Source organism: Mucilaginibacter mali (assembly GCF_013283875.1).
GTDB classification, from domain to species: Bacteria; Bacteroidota; Bacteroidia; order Sphingobacteriales; family Sphingobacteriaceae; genus Mucilaginibacter; species Mucilaginibacter mali.
Map to the genome: position 1 here is coordinate 4,653,073 of NZ_CP054139.1, position 18,084 is coordinate 4,671,156.

The following is an 18,084-nucleotide window of genomic DNA, read 5'->3' on the forward strand; positions in this document are numbered from 1 at the left end:
ACCCTACTTAAACCCTCTGCTATTTCATAGCTTTGAGTAATAAGCTTTACCCATAGCTATGAAAAAACTGTCTTGCAAAATATTAGCGTTACTCATCACCTTAACCATCCCTGCACTCACTCACGCCCAATCCCCGGTGCAAATGGTGTACAAAACCATCGATACCACTAAACTCACCCTCAATATCTACTATCCGCCAAACTATAAAAAGGGAGAAGTAAGGCCAGCTATTGTGCTGTTCTTCGGCGGCGGATGGATAAACGGAACCGTGAAGCAGATGGAACCACAGGCCAAACACTTTACCGAAACCGATGGCATGATCGCCATCACCGCCGATTATCGGGTGGCCAGCCGACAAAAGACTACACCATTTGATGCTGTACGCGATGCCAAATCGGCCATCAGGTTTGTGCGCAGTAGAGCTGCCGAATTAGGCATCGACCCTATGCATTTAGCAGCCGGAGGTGGCTCGACAGGGGGGCATATCGCCGCCGCGGCCGATCTGACCGAACTGGAGGAACCGAACGAAGATAAAACCGTAAGCGCCCGCCCCGATGCGCTGGTGCTATTTAACCCGGTGTTTAACAACGGCCCCGATAATTACGGCTACGAGCGCATTGGCAACCGCTACCTGGAGATCTCGCCCTTCCATAACATTAAAAAAGGAGCTGCCCCCACCATCGCTTTCTTCGGTACAAAGGATAAATACGTACCCGTTGGTACCGCCGAAATGTATAAACAGGTAATGGAAGCCAACGGCAGCCGCTGCGACTTGTTTTTTTATGAAGACCAAAATCACGGCTTTTTTAACTACAAAGCCGGTACCGATAACAAATACTTTAACCTCACGATGCAGGAGGCGGATAAGTTTCTGAAATCATTAGGGTACGTAATGAAGCCTTAATCGCGCAATACATTTTCGCGCACCAAAAACAGGGGTAGCGATCCCTGGTTCAGTACGCGGTTGTGAAAGTCGCGGATATTAAACTTACCGCCTTGCTTTTGCTGTAACTCCTGCTTCCATTGCATAATTTGCACCGCGCCATATTTGTAGGTGATGCATTGCGCGGGCCAGCGCTTTACTCTGGCTATCTCGCGCATGGCAATATCATCCTGGTTTTTGATATTCTTCTTCCAGAAGGCAAGGGCCTGCTCGTCGGTCCAGCCGTAGTAGTTGAGGCCGATATCCATAGGCACCCGCACCGAACGCACGATATCCCACTCCCATTTACCCAGTTCGGCATAAGGAGTTTGATACACGCCAAGATCTTTGCCCAATTCTTCAGCGTAGGCACCCCAGCCCTCAGCAAAGCCGATATAATCGAACAGGGCCTGTATCTTCGATTTCTTTACCGCGGCATCTATCCGGGTTTGGTAATGATGCCCGGGCACGGCTTCGTGAATAAACAGCCAGTCGAACTGCCGGCGGTTATACGGTTTATCGAACAGGTTATAATAAAAGGTATTGCTGTTATAATAGCCCGGCGTTTGGGCCAGCGCCTCTGCCGAGCCGCGCTCAATTTTTAGGGCGGGGATCTGGTGAGGCGTAAACACCTTATCCATATTACCGTTGATGATGCGCTCCACCCGCTCAAACGAGTCCTGCACGGCTTTGGCATCGGTAATAAAAAAGCCCGGGCTGTTCAGGTATTTGTAAAAAGCATCCTCGCCCATTCCGCTTTGCTTTTGGATGGCTTGGATATGCTGCTGTACCCGTTTCACTTCGGCCAGGCCAAACTGATAGATCTGGTCGGGCGTAATATCGGCGCTTAGCCATCGGCGTAATAAGTAAGTGTACCAGGCTTTACCGTTGGGGACGCTTAGGATACCCTTGTCTGATATTTCGGCAGGTTTATTGGCTGCCCATTGTTTTTCTAAAGACAATCGCTCCAGGTTCATCCCGGTTTCAAAGGCGATAAGCTGGTAATCCAGTTTTTGGCCCGGGGATAATTGGTTTACATTGTACGCTTTTAGGCCGGTTTTGATACCCTCGAAAAAGGTGATCTGCTTTTGAATATTGGCTGCCGGTTGTATCTTTTTGAAACCTTCCACATAACTCAGCTCCAGTTGCGGCAGGCGGAGTGCCTGGTAACCATCGGCAAATTTATCGGCAAACTGGCTAAATGTGGCTTGCTGTGCCATGCCAGCGAAAGGCAGCAGGCAGATAGCTACGATGTAGAAAAAGGTCTTCATATCTTTTTAGAATAGATGCAGCCAAGCTTGTTACGATGACTTAAAGATACGAAGCCGAAATATGCGAAAATCACCCTTTTGGGGTGATTTTCGCTAAACTTTATCGGTTCACCATATTCATACCTGCCGCGGTATAACGGGGGCCGGTATTAGGATATTTTTTCAGCAGGTTATCCAGGTCGTTCAAATCGGTTTCCGTTAATACCACATTTACCGATTGCGCATTTTCCATCAGGTATTTGCGCTTTTTGGTGCCGGGGATAGGGATAATCCCATCGCCCTGTGCCAATACCCAGGCCAGCGCTAACTGTGCCGGTGTGCAACCCTTATCGTGCGCCAGGGCGGCAAAAGCTGCTGCCAATTTGGTATTGTTTTCATAATAATCGCCGCTGAAGCGGGGGATGGTATGCCTGAAGTCGTTCGACTTTAAAGTGTTCGGATCATCAGGCAAAGTGGCGCTAAATAAACCACGCGACAGCGGACTAAATGGCACAAAGCCAATACCCAGCTCCTTACAGGTGGGGATGATCTCTGCTTCCGGGTCGCGCGTTAGCAATGAATATTCGCTTTGCAAAGCGGCAATTGGGTGTACTTTAACCGCCTTGTGAAGGGTCGCTGCCGATGCTTCGGATAAACCAAGGTAGCGTACCTTGCCTTCTTTAACCAATTGGGCCATGGCGCCTACCATTTCTTCAACGGGCACGTTCGGATCGATACGATGGGCGTAATACAGGTCTATCACGTCTACGTTCAGGCGCTTCAGGCTGCCCTCTACCGCTTTGCGCATGTAAGCCGGCGAAGCATCAAACCCACGTGGCGTGGTTGCCGTTTCGGGCACAAAGCCAAATTTGGTGGCGATAAAGATCTTATCGCGGTTTGGCGCCAATACCCTGGCTATCAACTCTTCGTTAATATACGGGCCATAAATATCGGCCGTATCCCAAAAGTTAATACCCAGTTCAATAGCCAGGTTCAGAACCTCTATCGATTCGGCATCATCCGGCACGCCATAGCCGTGCGACATGCCCATGCAGCCTAAGCCAATGGCCGATAATTTTTCACCGGTGTTTCCTAATTCTCTGTATTTCATTGGTAGTTCATGGTTGATGGTTCATAGATCATAGTTATCTGCATTAAGAATAACGCACGCTCCGGCTATGATCCATGAACTATTAACCATGAACCCGCGTAGCGGTTTTACTCTACAATAGCAAATTGCGATAAACTGACAAACTGCTGTATACGGCCGGCAACTTCTTCTTTGCTCAGGTTCTTCAGTTTTTCGGTGCCAAACTTCTCCACGCAGAACGAGGCCAGCGCCGAGCCATAAATAATGGCATTCTTCATGTTATTAAAGTTGATGGTGCCCACCTTTGCCAGGTAACCAATAAAGCCCCCAGCGAAGGTATCGCCTGCGCCGGTCGGGTCGAACACATCGGCCAGTGGAAGGGCCGGTGCCGAGAAGATCAGGTCTTCGCTGAACAGCAGCGCGCCGTGCTCGCCTTTTTTAATGATGAGGTATTTAGGGCCCATCGTCAATATTTTACGCGCAGCCTTAACCAACGAATACTCTCCTGATAGCTGGCGTGCTTCGGCATCGTTAATGGTTAGTACGTCAACCAGTTTAATGGTTTCCAATAAGTCGTCCATGGCAATGTCCATCCAAAAGTTCATGGTGTCCATTACAATTAGCTTAGGGCGATTTTTAAGGCGTTTGATAACGGTTTGCTGTATCTGCGGGGTCAGGTTGCCCAGCATCAGGTATTCGCAATCCTGGTAGCTATCGGGGATGATCGGGTCGAAATCGGCCAGTACGTTCAGTTCGGTTACCAGCGTATCGCGGCTATTCATATCGTTATGGTACTTGCCGCTCCAAAAAAACGATTTCTCGCCTTTTTTCACCTGTAAGCCCTCGGTATCGATATTGTGCTTGTTAAAATCGGCGATCTCCTCCTGCGGAAAATCATCGCCAACAACAGCCACAATTTTTGTCTTATCGTAAAAGTACGATGCAGCCAAACCGGCGTAAGTAGCGGCGCCGCCAACAATTTTATCTGTTTTACCAAAGGGGGTCTCGATAGCGTCAAATGCCACAGTACCAATCACTAACAAACTCATGTAAAATATTTTTAAATTTTTTTGATGCAAATATTGTGAAATTACATCAATAATCATACTTTTGCACTCTCCAAACCGGAAAATACTCCTGAGTAGCTCAGCCGGTTAGAGCATCTGACTGTTAATCAGAGGGTCGCTGGTTCGAGCCCAGCCTCAGGAGCAGGAAATCAAAGGGTTGCACAAACAAAAAAGTGTAACCCTTTTTTATTTCATAACACTTTCAATGCACGACTATTTCTTTTTATAACTGAAAAGCACGCAGCCCCCCGGAGCAACCAAATAAAAAAGAGGCCGTATCATAAATCAAATGATGCGGTCTTTATTTTTTTAGCCTAATAGCTGAATTTGGTATTGAGTTTCTATGGAATTTTTTGAGGGGGAGGGGGTAGCTTTCTTGGGCGAACCTGAGTGGTAAAACGACTCATTTAAGCCGCTTTTTTCCTTAGATTTTGTGCGATTGCAACTAAACCCCATTCTATTTCTACTTTTTCCTTGCCGCGGAGCATAAACCGTTTAAAGCCATGGTTCTGCTTAATATTACCAAATACAGGTTCTACATCAAAGCAGCGTTTCTTTCGCCGTTGTATGCCTTCTTCACTGTTTAACAGCTCGTGCGCCTTTTGTTTCAGGCGGTTCAGGTTTTCATTGATTTCAATGATCCGATTCCCTTTTGATTTATGGCAAATACCGTTCAGCGGACAGTTAGCGCAGTTAACTGCCTGGTATCTTTTTACCGTTTGTTCAAACTCCGTGCTTGTTTTTCTTTTACTTGTTCCGATGAAATTCATTTGCTGGCCCATCGGGCAGATGTAACAATCTTTCTCCTGGTTGTAAAAAAGCTTATTTGCTGCAAAAGGGTGCTTGTTGTTGTGATTCTCATTTTGTTCCTTATCGAACATCCCATACTTTACAAAGGCGATTGTTCCTTTTTGTTCCAACCGCGTGTAGTTCTCCTCGGAGCCATATCCGGCATCGGCTGTAAGCACTTGCGGTGCTTTGCCAAAGCTGACTTCATGCTGCGCTAAATGAGCACTTAATGTATTGGTGTCTGTGGTGTTGGAGTGAATGGTGTAATTGACAATGAACTGGTTGGATGTGGATATCTGAACATTATACCCCGGTTTTAACTGGCCGTTTTTCATGTGGTCTTCCTTCATCCGCATGAATGTGGCATCCGTATCGGTCTTGGAATAGCTGTTGCGTTCACCCAGCAGAGCTTCCTGCTGCTCATAGCGGGCAATGGCCTGCGGGTAATGTTTGCTGATATACCGCAGCTTGCTTTTGACCTGTTTGGAAACATCCTCACGCGAGGAAAGCTTCTCATTGAGTTTATCTACTGCGGCATTGACCTTTTCACTGTCAATAACAGTAAAGTCAGGCGGATCAGGCAGCCTGTCTTCTTCTTTTGCTACGCTTTGGGCATAGTCCCATATCTCTGACAGCTGCTTTTTCATCTTTTCCTTATTGGTCTGAATCGCTTTCTTCCAGACAAAGGTATACCGGTTTGCATTCGCCTCTATCTTTGTCCCGTCCGTATTCACTTCTTCAATACTGAGCAGGCCTTCCTCTGCCAAAAGTTTCACCACATCTTCGAACACATCACGCAGCGCATGCTTCAAACGTACGCCCCGGAAACGGTTGATCGTATTATGATCAGGATAGTTCATCGAACTCAGCCACATCAGGTAAACGCTTTCCCGGCAGGCTGCTGCCAGCTTTCGGCTGGAGTAGGTGTTGGTTACATACCCATATACCAGCACCTTTAACAACATTTGCGGGTGATAGCTTGAACTCCCGCGGATATGATAAGCTTTCAGCAATGGTTCCAGATAGAGCCTGTCGATCACATCGTTAACTACACGCACCGGGTGCGATGCCGGAACTAATTCGTCAAGTGTTGGAGGAATAGCCATCAACTGCCGTTGCTGGTAGGGCTTGAATACAGGTCTTTTAGAGGACATACTACGCTACTTTCGATACATAAATATATGAAAATCAGATTATTATATCAAATAAATACCCCTCTTTATTCCAATAAATTATGCACAAATAAAAAAGAGGCCATACCATGATTTATGATACAGCCTCTTTTTATGTTTCGGGATATTTTATAATCCGCTGTCTTTTTTCACTTCTACGGCATCTTGTACCGCTTGCGGCAAGGCTGATAACAGGTTATAACCAGTAGCTTGCTCAATAGAGCGAACGGTTACGATGTACTTGGTCCAGTCCTTATCAATGCTGTTGATGTTTGGCGTGTTCACGGCAATTATACGGGTGCTGGCGCTAACACGGGCCACATCGCCATCACCGGTTGGGATGATCACCGCTACCTTCCATACGTTTGATGGTACGGTAACATGGCCACTATTAATGGTATTGGCCGCGCCGTTGCTGCCGGTACCGCCGGTGCCATAGCTGCCCATAATAATATAAACCTCGTTACCCTGTAAAGTTTGCAGGCGCAAGTACGATTCCAGGTTGTTCCAGGTTTGCTGGTTATTTTGCGGGGCCTGCGGGATCATATTCGTCATCAGGAAGGTTGCGCCGTTAGCTGCCACCGAGCTGGTCCTGTCGGCCGACGGGCAGTTGTGGCCTCTATCAAAGCCCGAACCTGAGTAGCTGTTGCTTTGCACCGCGTAATCACCGGCAGGCAGGCCGCTCCAGGCCGCAAAATTATCCAGTCGGCCGGTAGCGTTGGTGGTATTGCTTGCGTCAAGGTGCCAGCTTACCCAGTTTGGTTCGCCGCGTGTAGCGTTGTATGATTCTACGTAGTAGCCCTGATCTATTAAATAGTTATCGCCGGTTACTACGGTAGTCGTCGCGTTTGATGGGTTGCCGAACAGCATATTACTGTTATCGCCGCTTGTTGGCGGGGCATCAGTGCCAATTACCACAGGGCGTGCGCCGGCCGGGGTTGATGTACCGCTGCCGGTATCGCCATCGCCGCCGGTATCTGGCGTGCCTACAATAAAGCCCGGGTCGCCGGTACCTTTAAACACTACGTCATCAATGTTAATGCGGGTAGTACCGGTTTTAGTGATCTTGAAGCGCACCTTGGTAGTTACCGTAACTTTAAACGAGTCGGTAACCAGCGTGGTCGACGTTTCGTTGATGGTGCTGCCTAACTGTGTATAGGTGGTACCACCGTCGGTCGACATTTGCAGTTGCCAGGTAGAGGTAGCGTCGGTGCCGTATTTAGCGTGGCTGATCTTGATGAGTGTAAGACCGCTGATATCAAAATTCATACCGATGCTGCCGGTACGCAGGCGCACCGATTTAGCGCCATCCTTAACATCGGGGGCGGTATTGCCTACCAGGGCATCGTTAAAATCCCACAGACCGGTAGCCAGGTTAATGTTACCATCGGCATAGGCCGCTTTAACGCCACTTTCAAAATCTTCGGTAATAACGTAAGCTTTTGGCTGGGCAGGTGGGGTAACCGGGGTAGTTTTAGTAGTGTCGGTTGGGTTAGTTATGCCATTATCGCTTTTGCGGCAACTCGCGGCAAGTAAAGCAATAAGGGCAGCGGGGTAAATGAGTAATTTGTTGATCTTCATATGTTCGTATTTCTGAGGGTACAAATTTGCAGATTGTTTATTAACTTATCGTTAATCGAAACAATGTTTTTAGAAAAAATCAGCTACATACAAGAAATGGAATTGTTTTAATGGGCGTGATTTTTTAGAAAATTGAAAATCAGCGGGTTTATGGTGATGTTGTCTGAATAAGAGTTTTTCTGGATTAAAGGATTTACAGGATCCTGCAAATTCTAAAATTTTGTAAATTCTGATCTATATTTGCAGCGTCCGGGATAAAAACCCGGCCCCACAGCATGATCAAGGAAACTGAAATAGTGTGCGCCCCCGAGGTGCACGATAACCAGGCCGCCATTACCAAACAGGCATCGCTGCAGATCAATATCCCCGTAAACCGTATAAAAGGCATTAAGGTACTGAAGCGATCGATAGACGCGCGGGGCCGCAAGGTAATTTACCGTATGCAGGTGCGGGTATTTGTTGATGAACAGCCCCAGCCTGAGCATTACACCGTTAACTACCCCAATATAAAGGAGGCAAAGCCGGTGATCATCGTAGGTGCCGGACCGGCGGGTTTATTTGCCGCCCTGCAATGTATAGAACAAGGCTTTAAACCGATCGTTATCGAGCGTGGTAAAGACGTAAAGCAGCGCCGCCGCGACCTGGCCGATATCAATAAACAAGGCGTGGTAAACCCCGAATCGAACTATTGTTTTGGCGAGGGTGGCGCGGGGACTTATTCGGATGGAAAGCTGTACACCCGGTCGACCAAGCGCGGCGATGTGAACGCTGTTTTAAAAGCCTTTGTAGCACATGGCGCGCCCGAAGATATTTTGGTGGATGCCCGCCCGCATATCGGCACCAACAAGCTGCCGCAGATCATCACCGCCATGCGCGAAACCATTTTGAATGCGGGTGGCGAGGTACTGTTCGATACCAAAGTAATAGCTTTAATTATTGAGTTCGATCAGATAAAAGGCGTAAAAACATCCGCAGGAGAAACACTAAAAGCCAACGCCGTGATACTCGCTACCGGCCACTCCGCCCGTGATATGTTTGAGATGCTGCACAGCCAAAATATCCTGATAGAAGCCAAGCCATTCGCTTTGGGTGTACGTATTGAGCATCCGCAGGAGATCATCGACCGCGCCCAATACCATTGCGATGTGCGCGGCGAATACCTGCCCCCATCCTACTATAGCCTGGTAGAACAGGTTGATGAGCGCGGCGTGTTCTCGTTCTGCATGTGCCCGGGCGGTATCATCGCCCCCTGCGCTACCGAACCTAACGAAATTGTAGTAAACGGCTGGAGCCCCAGCAAGCGTAATAACCCCTACGCCAATTCGGGCACGGTGGTACAAATTAATTTAGAGGATATTCCCGGCGATAATGCCGATCCGTTTAAGCTGCTCAATTTTCAGAAGCAGGTAGAGCAAGCCGCATTCGCAGCAGGCGGCGGCCTGCTGGTAGCCCCGGCCCAGCGCATGGTTGATTTTGTGGAGGGACGCCTATCGGCCGATCTGCCAAAAAATTCGTACCTGCCCGGCACTAAAAGCGTGGCTTTAAAGGATGTGTTGCCCCAACTGGTGCACAACCGCCTGCGCAAGGCGTTGCCTGTATTCGGCAAAAAGATGAAGGGTTATTATACCAACGAGGCGATATTGGTCGGTGTAGAATCGCGCACTTCATCGCCCGTAAAAATACCCCGCGACCGGGAAACCCTGCAGCATCCGCAGATTACCGGCTTGTTCCCTTGTGGCGAAGGGGCGGGTTATGCAGGCGGGATTATCTCGGCTGCCATTGATGGGATAAATTGCGCGGTGGCAGCGATGAAACTTTTGGGGTGATGGAGTGTTTGATTTTAATGCTAATGAGCGCGGGATTGTGCGATTCCCTCCCACCGGGAGGGTGTAGGGAGGGGTTTATACGTTATTACATTGCGACGAAACCCCTCCCTGCCACCACACAGCCAGCCGCACCCCTCCCCAAGGAGGGAATTATCTATTAAGATAAACATAAGACTTATGAAAACAGCAGATAAACTCATACAAGAATTTGAAAAAGTATTTTCCGGCCAGCCCTGGTACGGTCCATCAATATACGAGATACTGGACCGCGTAACATTCGATTCTGCTTACGAAAAACCATCGCCGGCTGCGCATAACGCGGCCGAGATCATCCTGCATATGCTTAGCTGGACCGAAGAGGTAATGGACCGCCTGAACGGCATGACGGCAGGCACCCCATCCAGCGGCGACTGGCCCGAACCCGGCGCGCCCGACGAACAGAAGTGGAAGCTTTGGATCAGCGACCTGAAATTGGCCAACGCCAACCTGATCCGCACCATCCGTGATCTGCCCGAAGAACAATGGGATGAACTCATAGATGACCGCCGCGGCGAGGAACCCGTTACCACCCACGCCGAACTGGTTTACAGCTTCATCCAGCACCAGATCTATCACGCCGGGCAAATAGCCATCCTGGTAAAGATTGTTAATGGCTGAGCATGCTGGCAATTTAACCACAAAGGGCACGAAGATTTTCACAAAGGACACAAAGCCTTTATTTCTTAAATTAGGTTATAAAATCTTTGTGAACTTTGTGCCGACAAATTTGCTATTTCTTTGTGGCCTTTGTGGTTAAATTGCCTCCAAATCCAGAGATCTATCAAATAAAGTAACCTATGAAAAATACCCCAAACACCGCTCTCTTAGTAATGGATATGCAGATAGGCATCGTTAGTCGCCTGGCCGATCCGAAGCCTGTATTGGCCAATGTAACCAAAGCCATTGCTCATGCCCGCAAAGCCGGCGTCCCCGTTATTTACGTTACCTTAAAATTCAGGCCGGGCATGCCCGAAGTAAGCAGCAACAACACGGTTTTTGCATCGTTTAAAGCGCAAGGCGCGCCGATGGATACCGAAGCTTTCGCACAGGTGCACCCCGATCTGGCCCCGCAGGATGGCGACATCATCATCAAAAAGCTTCGCTACAGCGCGTTCCCGGGGAATGATCTGGATATGATCCTGCGCGCGCAGCAAATCACCCATCTGGTGCTTACCGGCATTTCCACCAGCGGCGTGGTGTTATCCACTTTACGCGAAGCTGCCGATAAGGATTACCAGCTAACCGTACTTTCTGATGGCTGCGCCGACCATGATGAGGAGGTGCACCGGGTGCTGAACACTAAGGTGTTTCCGCGGCAGGCGCAGGTGATGAGTGTGGAGGAGTGGGTGGGGTAGCTCCAGCTTCGTCATTGAGGTACGAACGAAGCAATGACATTCATTTTGTCCTCAATCCCCCACCATTATCACATGCCCATCGCAATCGCTTATTAAAAACTCGCGGCCATAGCTGCGGTGGATGATATCCTGTATGATGTTGGCGCCGGCGGCTTTTACCTCGGCGTAAAACAATTCTATTTCGGGCACCCAGATCACAAAGTCGGTTACTTCGCTGCCGGGTACCTTGTTGGTGTGTACGGCCGCATTGCCGTTTATTTTGCCGAAGTGGATCTGGAAGCCGTCGCGCTCCACCATGGCATATACGGGTGGATCGAGGAAGTAACCGATCAGGCGGAAGCCTAATACATTGATATAGTATTCGGCGGTTTTAACCACATCGGGTACGCGCAGTTGCGGGGCTATGCCTATAAGTTGTGCTTTGGTGGACATGGGGTTAATAATTGAGCGGTTTTCTGCTGGTATGCCTGATGCGTAATATCTTTATTTCAGATTTTTTTATTCGATATGATACCCGGTATTCATTAAATTCAAATGCACGAAAACTGCCGTCATTGCCATTTTTATATTTATCGATAGGATATATATTATAGTTCTCCGGTAAATTTTCTATCCTTGATACGATGCCATCCTCTACTTCTATGGCATAGTCAATAAATCCTTGTCCCGATATAAAATCCAGCGCCTTTTCTAACTGAGATAACGCCGCCTTAGACCAATTAACCCTCACCGGAGCGTTTTCTTCTGTTTGCGAGATAATTCTTCACCTCATCGTGTGTCAAATACTCGCCTGCATCCATCTGCGCTTCCGCTTCGTCTAAATCTTTATTATACTGCCTTAAAAAATCAGGTTCAGCTAATTCGTTAACGTTAGTTGATTTATAATTATAATGCCCGTTTTTAAGAAAGTCTAAAAGCGCTTTTTCTTCGTGCTCGTTATATGTAAACACCTGTATGGTCATATACAAATTTAACTATTAATAATATCAATTACAATCCGTTCCGTTGCTCCACTTTATCACCCCACTGCCATAATCCATCTCCTGACAAATCATCCACAACCACCTGTTTACATTTGTGTTGATATAGCTAATATATGAGCACAAAAAACATCCGCCTCAGCGTGTTAGATCAATCGCCTGTACGCAAGGGCGCTACCGCCGTACAGGCCGTTAACGAAACTATCCGGCTGGCTAAGCTTACCGAACAACTGGGCTACCACCGCTACTGGGTGGCCGAACACCATAATACCGGCATCCTGGCTGGCTCAGCCCCCGAAGTATTGCTGGCCCACCTGGCCGCACATACAAAAACCATGCGTATCGGCTCGGGCGGCATTATGCTGCCCAACCACAGCGCGCTTAAAGTGGCCGAGAACTTCCGCATGCTGGAGGCCCTGGCTCCCGGTCGCATAGATCTGGGCATGGGCCGCGCGCCGGGCACCGACCGCATTACCGCCTCGATGCTGAACCCAGGTAACCAATTCCGCGAGCAGGATTTTATTGAGCAACTGATGGACCTGCAACATTACCTGCACGATACCGCCGATCCCGGCACCATTCAGCAGAAGATCCGCGCCATCCCGCAGGTGGATACTGTGCCTGCACAATGGCTGCTGAGCAGCAGCGGGCAAAGTGGCCTGTTTGCCGCGCACTTTGGCATGGGTTTTTCGTACGCGCATTTTATTAACCCGGTGGGCGGTCCGCAGGCCGTGAAGATCTACCGCGAAAGGTTCCAGCCCTCGCAGGACCTGGCGCAGCCCGAGGTGAACATGGCCATCTTTGTATTCTGCTCCGAAGACCCGGAGAAGGTGGCGCAGCACAAGGCTGTGATGGATGCCCGCTTCCTGCAGTTTGAAAAAGGCGTGATCACACCCTTAAGCTATGCCGATGTTAAGGATGCCGTTTACACCGATGCCGAGCAGGACCGCCTGCGTTATAACCGCCAGCGCGTAGTAGCCGGCAACCCCGAAATGGTGAAGACACGCCTAAGCCAATTGGCCGAAAGCTACGATACAGACGAAATAATGGCCGTAACCATCTGCGAGGATTTTAACGACCGGCTGAAGAGTTACGAATTACTGGCCGGTTTATTCGGGCTTGAACCTCGTTTATAGGGTCGATCCTTATTGCTGTCGCCAACGTCTCCGTGGTTGTAGCAAAGCGAACTCGCCAAACTATTTTAGCAGATGGCAATCACCTTGTTATACTTTTAGGGTACATTGTCCGTTCCTAAGGCGAGGGATTTCTTTTTGCGAAGAATAAAAGCCCCGCAACCACTAACCCAAATCTGACACATGAACACAACCCAAACCGTATTAGCCGTTTTACTTTTAGGAGCCTGTCTGCAGGTTGATGCCCAGAAATTACCCGGTGTGCAACAAAAGAGCGTTTATGCGCCGTCGGATATTAAAATTGACGGGAAAAACACGGAATGGAACGATAAGTTCCAGGCGTACAATAAGGTAACGCAATTATACTACACCTTGTCTAACGATAATACCAGTCTTTATCTTACCATTTATACACCTGATATCTTCACTATTGAAAAAGTGTTTGCCGGCGGCATTTCCTTCTCGGTGAAGGAAAAAAGCAGCAAATCCGATCCGATAGTTATTACCTACCCTACGGTTGGCCGCTCCATGGGTACGGATATGATCAGGAATATAAAGGAGATAGACGATAATAAATACGATAAAGATTTTGTAAACAGTAAATTCAGTGTTGCCTCATTAGGGATCTTTCTGAAAAAGCCAGGCTCGCTTATTGATACCATACTATCGTTTAACAACAATTTGGGAATAAGGGTAGCGGGTTTATTTAACGAACACAAGGCGCTTACCTGCGAGTTAAAAGTCCCCCTTGCCGCTTTAGGGCAAAATATCAATATAGATGCCATTGCTTATGAAGTGCGGCTACCCGGGGCAAAGGTGCCGGCCGGAGCAGGGAACAGACAACTTGTTGCCGGGATAAACTTAGGTGGTGGCTCAGCACCTCCTCCGCCCAGCGACGCGGCTTTATTAGAGATGTTTAGTCCAACTTATTTTTCGGGTACTTATATTATGGCCAGGAAATAGTAAACGGGGGCATTTGTGGTAGCGGAGAGCGTGCGGGAGCTATTCACCACGTCATTGCGAGGTACGGAGCAATCTCTACGCAGGCAGGTCTGTACATAAAATTAACGCCAGTCTGCTCTTAGCCGCAGGGGCCAAGTTCCTTTTGTCTTGATACAAAAGGAACCAAAAAATCAAGTCAAAAAAATGCTTCTGCCCGCCCTGCATTGGCAAACATCGCCGGAGGCGGTTGCCAATGACATTCCCGCCAACGCTGGCCCGCTTTTTTGACAGGCCTGCGCTTTTAACAGGGCTTGGCCGGAACGGCCTTGGGATTACAGTTTCCTTATCGCTACCGCATACGTCCGCTTGTGGGCCGCTGGAGATAGGCATATTAAGCCTTTGCTATGGCTTTCAAGTTGTTTATAATCTCATTAATTTCCTCTTTGCTAATACTTTCAATAGACTGATTTTCCAATTCATGTATTATACGGTTTGATTCTGTTTTGGAAATGTTCTTAATCTCTCTAATTATAGATATAGCATTGGAATGCTGATCCTTATGCTGTAGTTTAGAGATTATATCCTTCACTAGCTTGGCTATGTGACTTTTAGAACCCGTTTCAGCTATCACTTTTAGGAAATCAATATTATTTGAAAAGTCAAAAATTCTTTCACCATCCAAAACCTTATCTATTGCCAATGATTGCAACTTTTTACTAAGTTTAAGTATACTCGCTTTGTTTTTTGCTGAAATAAGCGCGGATAAACTGTCCTTTGTTTTATCATTAGAACTAATAGTTTCTAAAAAATTAATCATTGCTTCTTTATGACCATCATTATTTTCAATTAAATTTAAGATCTCAATAAGTTTTCCATCTTTTTGTTCATCTGTCACACTATTCGCCGTCTCTGTAAATACCGCTTCTAGAAGTTTAAAACTATTGTCGGTGTAGCTAGAATCTTTAATAATTACACCAAATAAAGGCTTTATATCATGCTTTGAGTTAATTAGCTCAATTAGCTTATTATTAAGTTGCTCTTGATATATCATAACAGCAACCACTTGGTTTAAAAAAGGGAGAATATCAATTTGCCCCAATGAAAGCCTATATATGTTAAAATAAAATCTTAACAAAAGGTCTATATCGCTTTGAGCCGATATTGTTTCAGAAACATAATTATGCATTGTATCATATTGCCGATGATTGGGATAAGTAGGATTATGTATAGCTCTACTCGAACTGATAAGATTTGAAATTGACCGCAGTTCATTAGATGAAGATAGATCAGTATTTAAGACCGAAAGAAGGCTATTAATATTTTCAATAACTGTTGTAATTTCCGGTACATCTTTATTGGTAAAATCAGGATAAAGCTGGTTTACTTGATTTAGAGCCGACTTTGTAATTTTTTCCGATGGCTGATGGTGTTCTAATATGAATTTGAGATCGCTAAAATAGGTATCCTCATTACTTAGCGTTGTTAAATTTTGTATTATAAATTCATATAAATTATCGTTGACTAATGATGCGATTTTTTCAGATGACCAATTTCTATCTAAATACCCAGGCGAAATTTCATAAGCTTTCTTAAAGTTATCGGCTAATCTCATTAATGTCTTTTCATCCTGATATATTTTTATCGCGGACTCAAGTGCATCCAACCACTTTTGCAATGGCTTCTCTATTTCAAATTTGCCATCTAACATTAATAAAAAATTCCCCGTTATATATGAACGCCCTTGTTCTTGAATGTTAACAGCGTATGTTAAAATATCGCTTAAATCTTTCTTGAGTTCAAAAATTTCATTTAAAGATGACTTGATAATCTCTTCAATACGCATATTAATAGTTCTGCTTAATAACTTCTCACTCTCAAGAAACATTAATATATCTAAGCTATTTATGAACACGTTACCTATTAAATTCCTCTCCTTATAAGTATCTAATTGTTGAATTAGATAATCAGTTACGATTGAAAGTTTTTCGGTATCCCCATTAATAAATTTATTTATTTCGTCTATTTCAAGATTATTAATGTAGCCTTCTATCTCGCTTGGTAATGCATTAAAAACAATAGAGTTGGATAGAATTTGGCTAATGATTTTAATATCTACTGTTTCGGAAATCACACTCGTTTTTCTAAGGAAATTCCCTAAACTTTTATTCCATATACCTGGGTGTAGGTTATTAAAAATTCCTTCGTCCATATTTATCAAATATGGATTTTTAGATAATAAAGTATAATATCTCGGAAATTCCTCTCTTGCAATTAGAAGTTTGCAGATTAAAGTTTCATATTGTTTCGTAAAGGTATCATCGGGGTAACATTCTAGTTCCGCTGACAAATTGTTAAACATTTGGATAATTCTCCGAGGATTTGAAGCATATTCCTTTGATACTAAATCCAATGTATAATCGGAAAAATTTAGTGCGAATTTTTTGTTTACTTCTTTTGCAAATACATAGATTTCTGCTGTCTGATATGGTTTTATTTTTAGTGTTGTATTGAAAAACTTCCTTAAAAACTCATCCGCTTCACGGTCGTCTGCTTTGAAAGCTTCACGTAAATGCCTCTTAAGTGAAGTTTCATCTACCGGTAAAATGAACAATACTTTTCCGTTACTTTCAAGGAAGCCCTTAATTGTACTAAGGAGTTCGGTCGCATAGTGCTTTTCGCATCGATCTATATTGTCAATAACAATAACAAGTTTATCTATATCGGTGGTGCTCTTTTCAACAATATAGTCGAACGCTCTTGAAAATTGTTCTGGAGAAAACATCAAGGGGCGCTCTTCATTATATTTTGTATGTATTAACGATTGGACAAAACTTAGAGCTTTTGTTAATAGATCTTTATCGATTATTTTCTTTAGAGAAAGAAATACTGCAGAACTAAATATATATAAAGTTAATAATGAGACCAATGATAATACGTTAGCCTTGACCCATGGTACTGCGATATAACAAACTATTAAAATAATTGGAATGGTTACACCTATTACCTTAAGCCATCTAGGTATCGTTATCTTAAATTCTTCTATTTGTTGTACGTGATTGGCGTACAGGTTATACTCTCTTTTATTAAGTTCTACATTTAACTCCTTTGAAAGAGAAATTATAAAACTTCTTCGAAAAGCGTCTTCGGAATATTTCCAAGCATCGAATAGTGCAAATTTGGTTTTGAAGGTTTGGCTTCCTTCCAAGCTCTCTTTAGTTGTTTTTATTATGGAAGACTTTCCACTTCCCCACTCGCCAAAAAGGCCAATAGTAAACGGGCTACCTTTAGGGGTATTTATAATCATTTTACTTAAAGTATCTGCGTATACTTTTGTATTTAAAAAATCAGTGCTTTTAAGTAATTGTATTTCTTGGTCGACTATAAAATTTCTTTTCATTCCGGATAGGTTAGGTAAATTGTACTGCTATTAATTTGATAGACTTCTACAAAGCTAACAAACTATAAAGTATGTATTTAATGATATTTAACTCAATATCTCTTTAAACAAATTTAATAAAGAGCAAATCCCCTCTTTAACATAGGATATGATTGTCTTGCGTACTTTCCACCACATCTCGCGTTAGGGATGGCAGCGGATACCGGCCCCGAGCCTAAGGCCTGCAGGCGTATGAGCGTACAGCCCGGCCGCAGGCAACGCCATAATGCCTGAACCGGGATTTAACGGATTCAGCAGATTACAGAATTTTTGTAATCGTGATAATTTTATTAATCGGTTTAATCCTTGTTCAGACAATTCTGGCTTAAACCCTTTCCTGCTATCGCTCCTTCGACAAGCTCAGGATGACAACCGCACCCCTCTAGGGGAGGGAACTATAATTCATAGGCCGATATGCCTAAAACCATCTCCTTGCCATGCTACCACCCCCAGCCACTACCCTCAACCCCATCCTGTTCCCTTACCGACAGTGCAACCAAAC

15 protein-coding genes and 1 tRNA gene are annotated in these 18,084 nt (G+C 45.6%); 7 read left to right on the forward strand and 9 right to left on the reverse strand.

All coding sequences use genetic code 11. From position 1 onward, the window contains the following. Positions 1-58: 58 nt before the first annotated feature. Complete coding sequence (locus HQ865_RS19650) at positions 59-904, forward strand: alpha/beta hydrolase (RefSeq protein ID WP_173416539.1); 846 nt, start codon at positions 59-61, stop codon at positions 902-904. Here the strand turns inward: HQ865_RS19650 and HQ865_RS19655 are convergent. The 3 genes from HQ865_RS19655 to HQ865_RS19665 all read right to left on the reverse strand — a co-directional run bounded on the left by HQ865_RS19655 (position 901) and on the right by HQ865_RS19665 (position 4,311). After that, positions 901-2,193 carry a DUF885 domain-containing protein gene (locus HQ865_RS19655; protein WP_173416540.1) on the reverse strand — a complete coding sequence of 431 codons (1,293 nt, stop codon included), beginning with the start codon at positions 2,191-2,193 and terminating at the stop codon, positions 901-903. The genes HQ865_RS19650 and HQ865_RS19655 overlap by 4 nt on opposite strands. 100 nt (positions 2,194-2,293) lie before the next feature. Then, on the reverse strand, positions 2,294-3,283 hold the full coding sequence (locus HQ865_RS19660) for an aldo/keto reductase (RefSeq protein WP_173416541.1): 990 nt from the start codon (positions 3,281-3,283) through the stop codon (positions 2,294-2,296). A gap of 107 nt (positions 3,284-3,390) precedes the next feature. Next, on the reverse strand, positions 3,391-4,311 hold the full coding sequence (locus HQ865_RS19665) for a PfkB family carbohydrate kinase (RefSeq protein ID WP_173416542.1): 921 nt from the start codon (positions 4,309-4,311) through the stop codon (positions 3,391-3,393). Positions 4,312-4,397: 86 nt separating this feature from the next. Between HQ865_RS19665 and HQ865_RS19670 the strand changes: the two genes are divergently transcribed. Then, positions 4,398-4,471, forward strand: a tRNA-Asn gene (locus tag HQ865_RS19670). A 265-nt stretch (positions 4,472-4,736) separates the two neighbouring features. Here the strand turns inward: HQ865_RS19670 and HQ865_RS19675 are convergent. Then, a complete protein-coding gene (locus tag HQ865_RS19675) occupies positions 4,737-6,272 on the reverse strand; it encodes an IS1182 family transposase (protein WP_173412997.1) in 1,536 nt (511 codons plus the stop codon). 147 nt (positions 6,273-6,419) lie between these two features. Then, on the reverse strand, positions 6,420-7,871 hold the full coding sequence (locus HQ865_RS19680; protein WP_173416543.1) for a DNA/RNA non-specific endonuclease: 1,452 nt from the start codon (positions 7,869-7,871) through the stop codon (positions 6,420-6,422). A 275-nt stretch (positions 7,872-8,146) separates the two neighbouring features. Between HQ865_RS19680 and HQ865_RS19685 the strand changes: the two genes are divergently transcribed. The 3 genes from HQ865_RS19685 to HQ865_RS19695 all read left to right on the forward strand — a co-directional run bounded on the left by HQ865_RS19685 (position 8,147) and on the right by HQ865_RS19695 (position 11,091). Beyond that, positions 8,147-9,697, forward strand: a complete 1,551-nt coding sequence (locus HQ865_RS19685; RefSeq protein WP_173416544.1) for an NAD(P)/FAD-dependent oxidoreductase — start codon at positions 8,147-8,149, stop codon at positions 9,695-9,697. 177 nt (positions 9,698-9,874) lie between these two features. Further along, entirely contained in the window at positions 9,875-10,354 is a 480-nt protein-coding gene (locus tag HQ865_RS19690) for a DinB family protein (protein WP_173416545.1), read from the forward strand. Between the two features lie 179 nt (positions 10,355-10,533). Continuing rightward, the gene (locus HQ865_RS19695; protein WP_173416546.1) at positions 10,534-11,091 is read left to right on the forward strand and encodes a cysteine hydrolase family protein; all 558 of its coding nucleotides are present in this window, start codon (positions 10,534-10,536) and stop codon (positions 11,089-11,091) included. Between the two features lie 51 nt (positions 11,092-11,142). Here the strand turns inward: HQ865_RS19695 and HQ865_RS19700 are convergent, their stop codons facing one another. Genes HQ865_RS19700 through HQ865_RS19710 form a run of 3 tightly spaced genes read right to left on the reverse strand, consistent with a single transcriptional unit; the run spans position 11,143 to position 12,053 of the window. Continuing rightward, entirely contained in the window at positions 11,143-11,523 is a 381-nt protein-coding gene (locus HQ865_RS19700; protein WP_173416547.1) for a VOC family protein, read from the reverse strand. A 4-nt stretch (positions 11,524-11,527) separates the two neighbouring features. Then, positions 11,528-11,821, reverse strand: a complete 294-nt coding sequence (locus HQ865_RS26145; protein WP_173416548.1) for a type II toxin-antitoxin system RelE/ParE family toxin — start codon at positions 11,819-11,821, stop codon at positions 11,528-11,530. After that, entirely contained in the window at positions 11,811-12,053 is a 243-nt protein-coding gene (locus HQ865_RS19710; protein ID WP_173416549.1) for a hypothetical protein, read from the reverse strand. The genes HQ865_RS26145 and HQ865_RS19710 overlap by 11 nt, the downstream gene beginning before the upstream one ends. A 134-nt stretch (positions 12,054-12,187) precedes the next feature. On the opposite strand from HQ865_RS19710, the gene HQ865_RS19715 reads away from it, so the two are divergent. Both HQ865_RS19715 and HQ865_RS19720 read left to right on the forward strand, forming a co-directional pair. Beyond that, positions 12,188-13,207 (forward strand): LLM class flavin-dependent oxidoreductase, encoded by a 1,020-nt coding sequence (locus HQ865_RS19715; RefSeq protein WP_173416550.1) that lies wholly within the window; start codon positions 12,188-12,190, stop codon positions 13,205-13,207. Between the two features lie 180 nt (positions 13,208-13,387). Next, entirely contained in the window at positions 13,388-14,167 is a 780-nt protein-coding gene (locus HQ865_RS19720; protein ID WP_173416551.1) for a hypothetical protein, read from the forward strand. Positions 14,168-14,537: 370 nt separating this feature from the next. Here the strand turns inward: HQ865_RS19720 and HQ865_RS19725 are convergent, their stop codons facing one another. Continuing rightward, positions 14,538-17,543, reverse strand: a complete 3,006-nt coding sequence (locus HQ865_RS19725) for a KAP family P-loop NTPase fold protein (protein WP_173416552.1) — start codon at positions 17,541-17,543, stop codon at positions 14,538-14,540. Between the last annotated feature and the right edge of the window lie 541 nt (positions 17,544-18,084).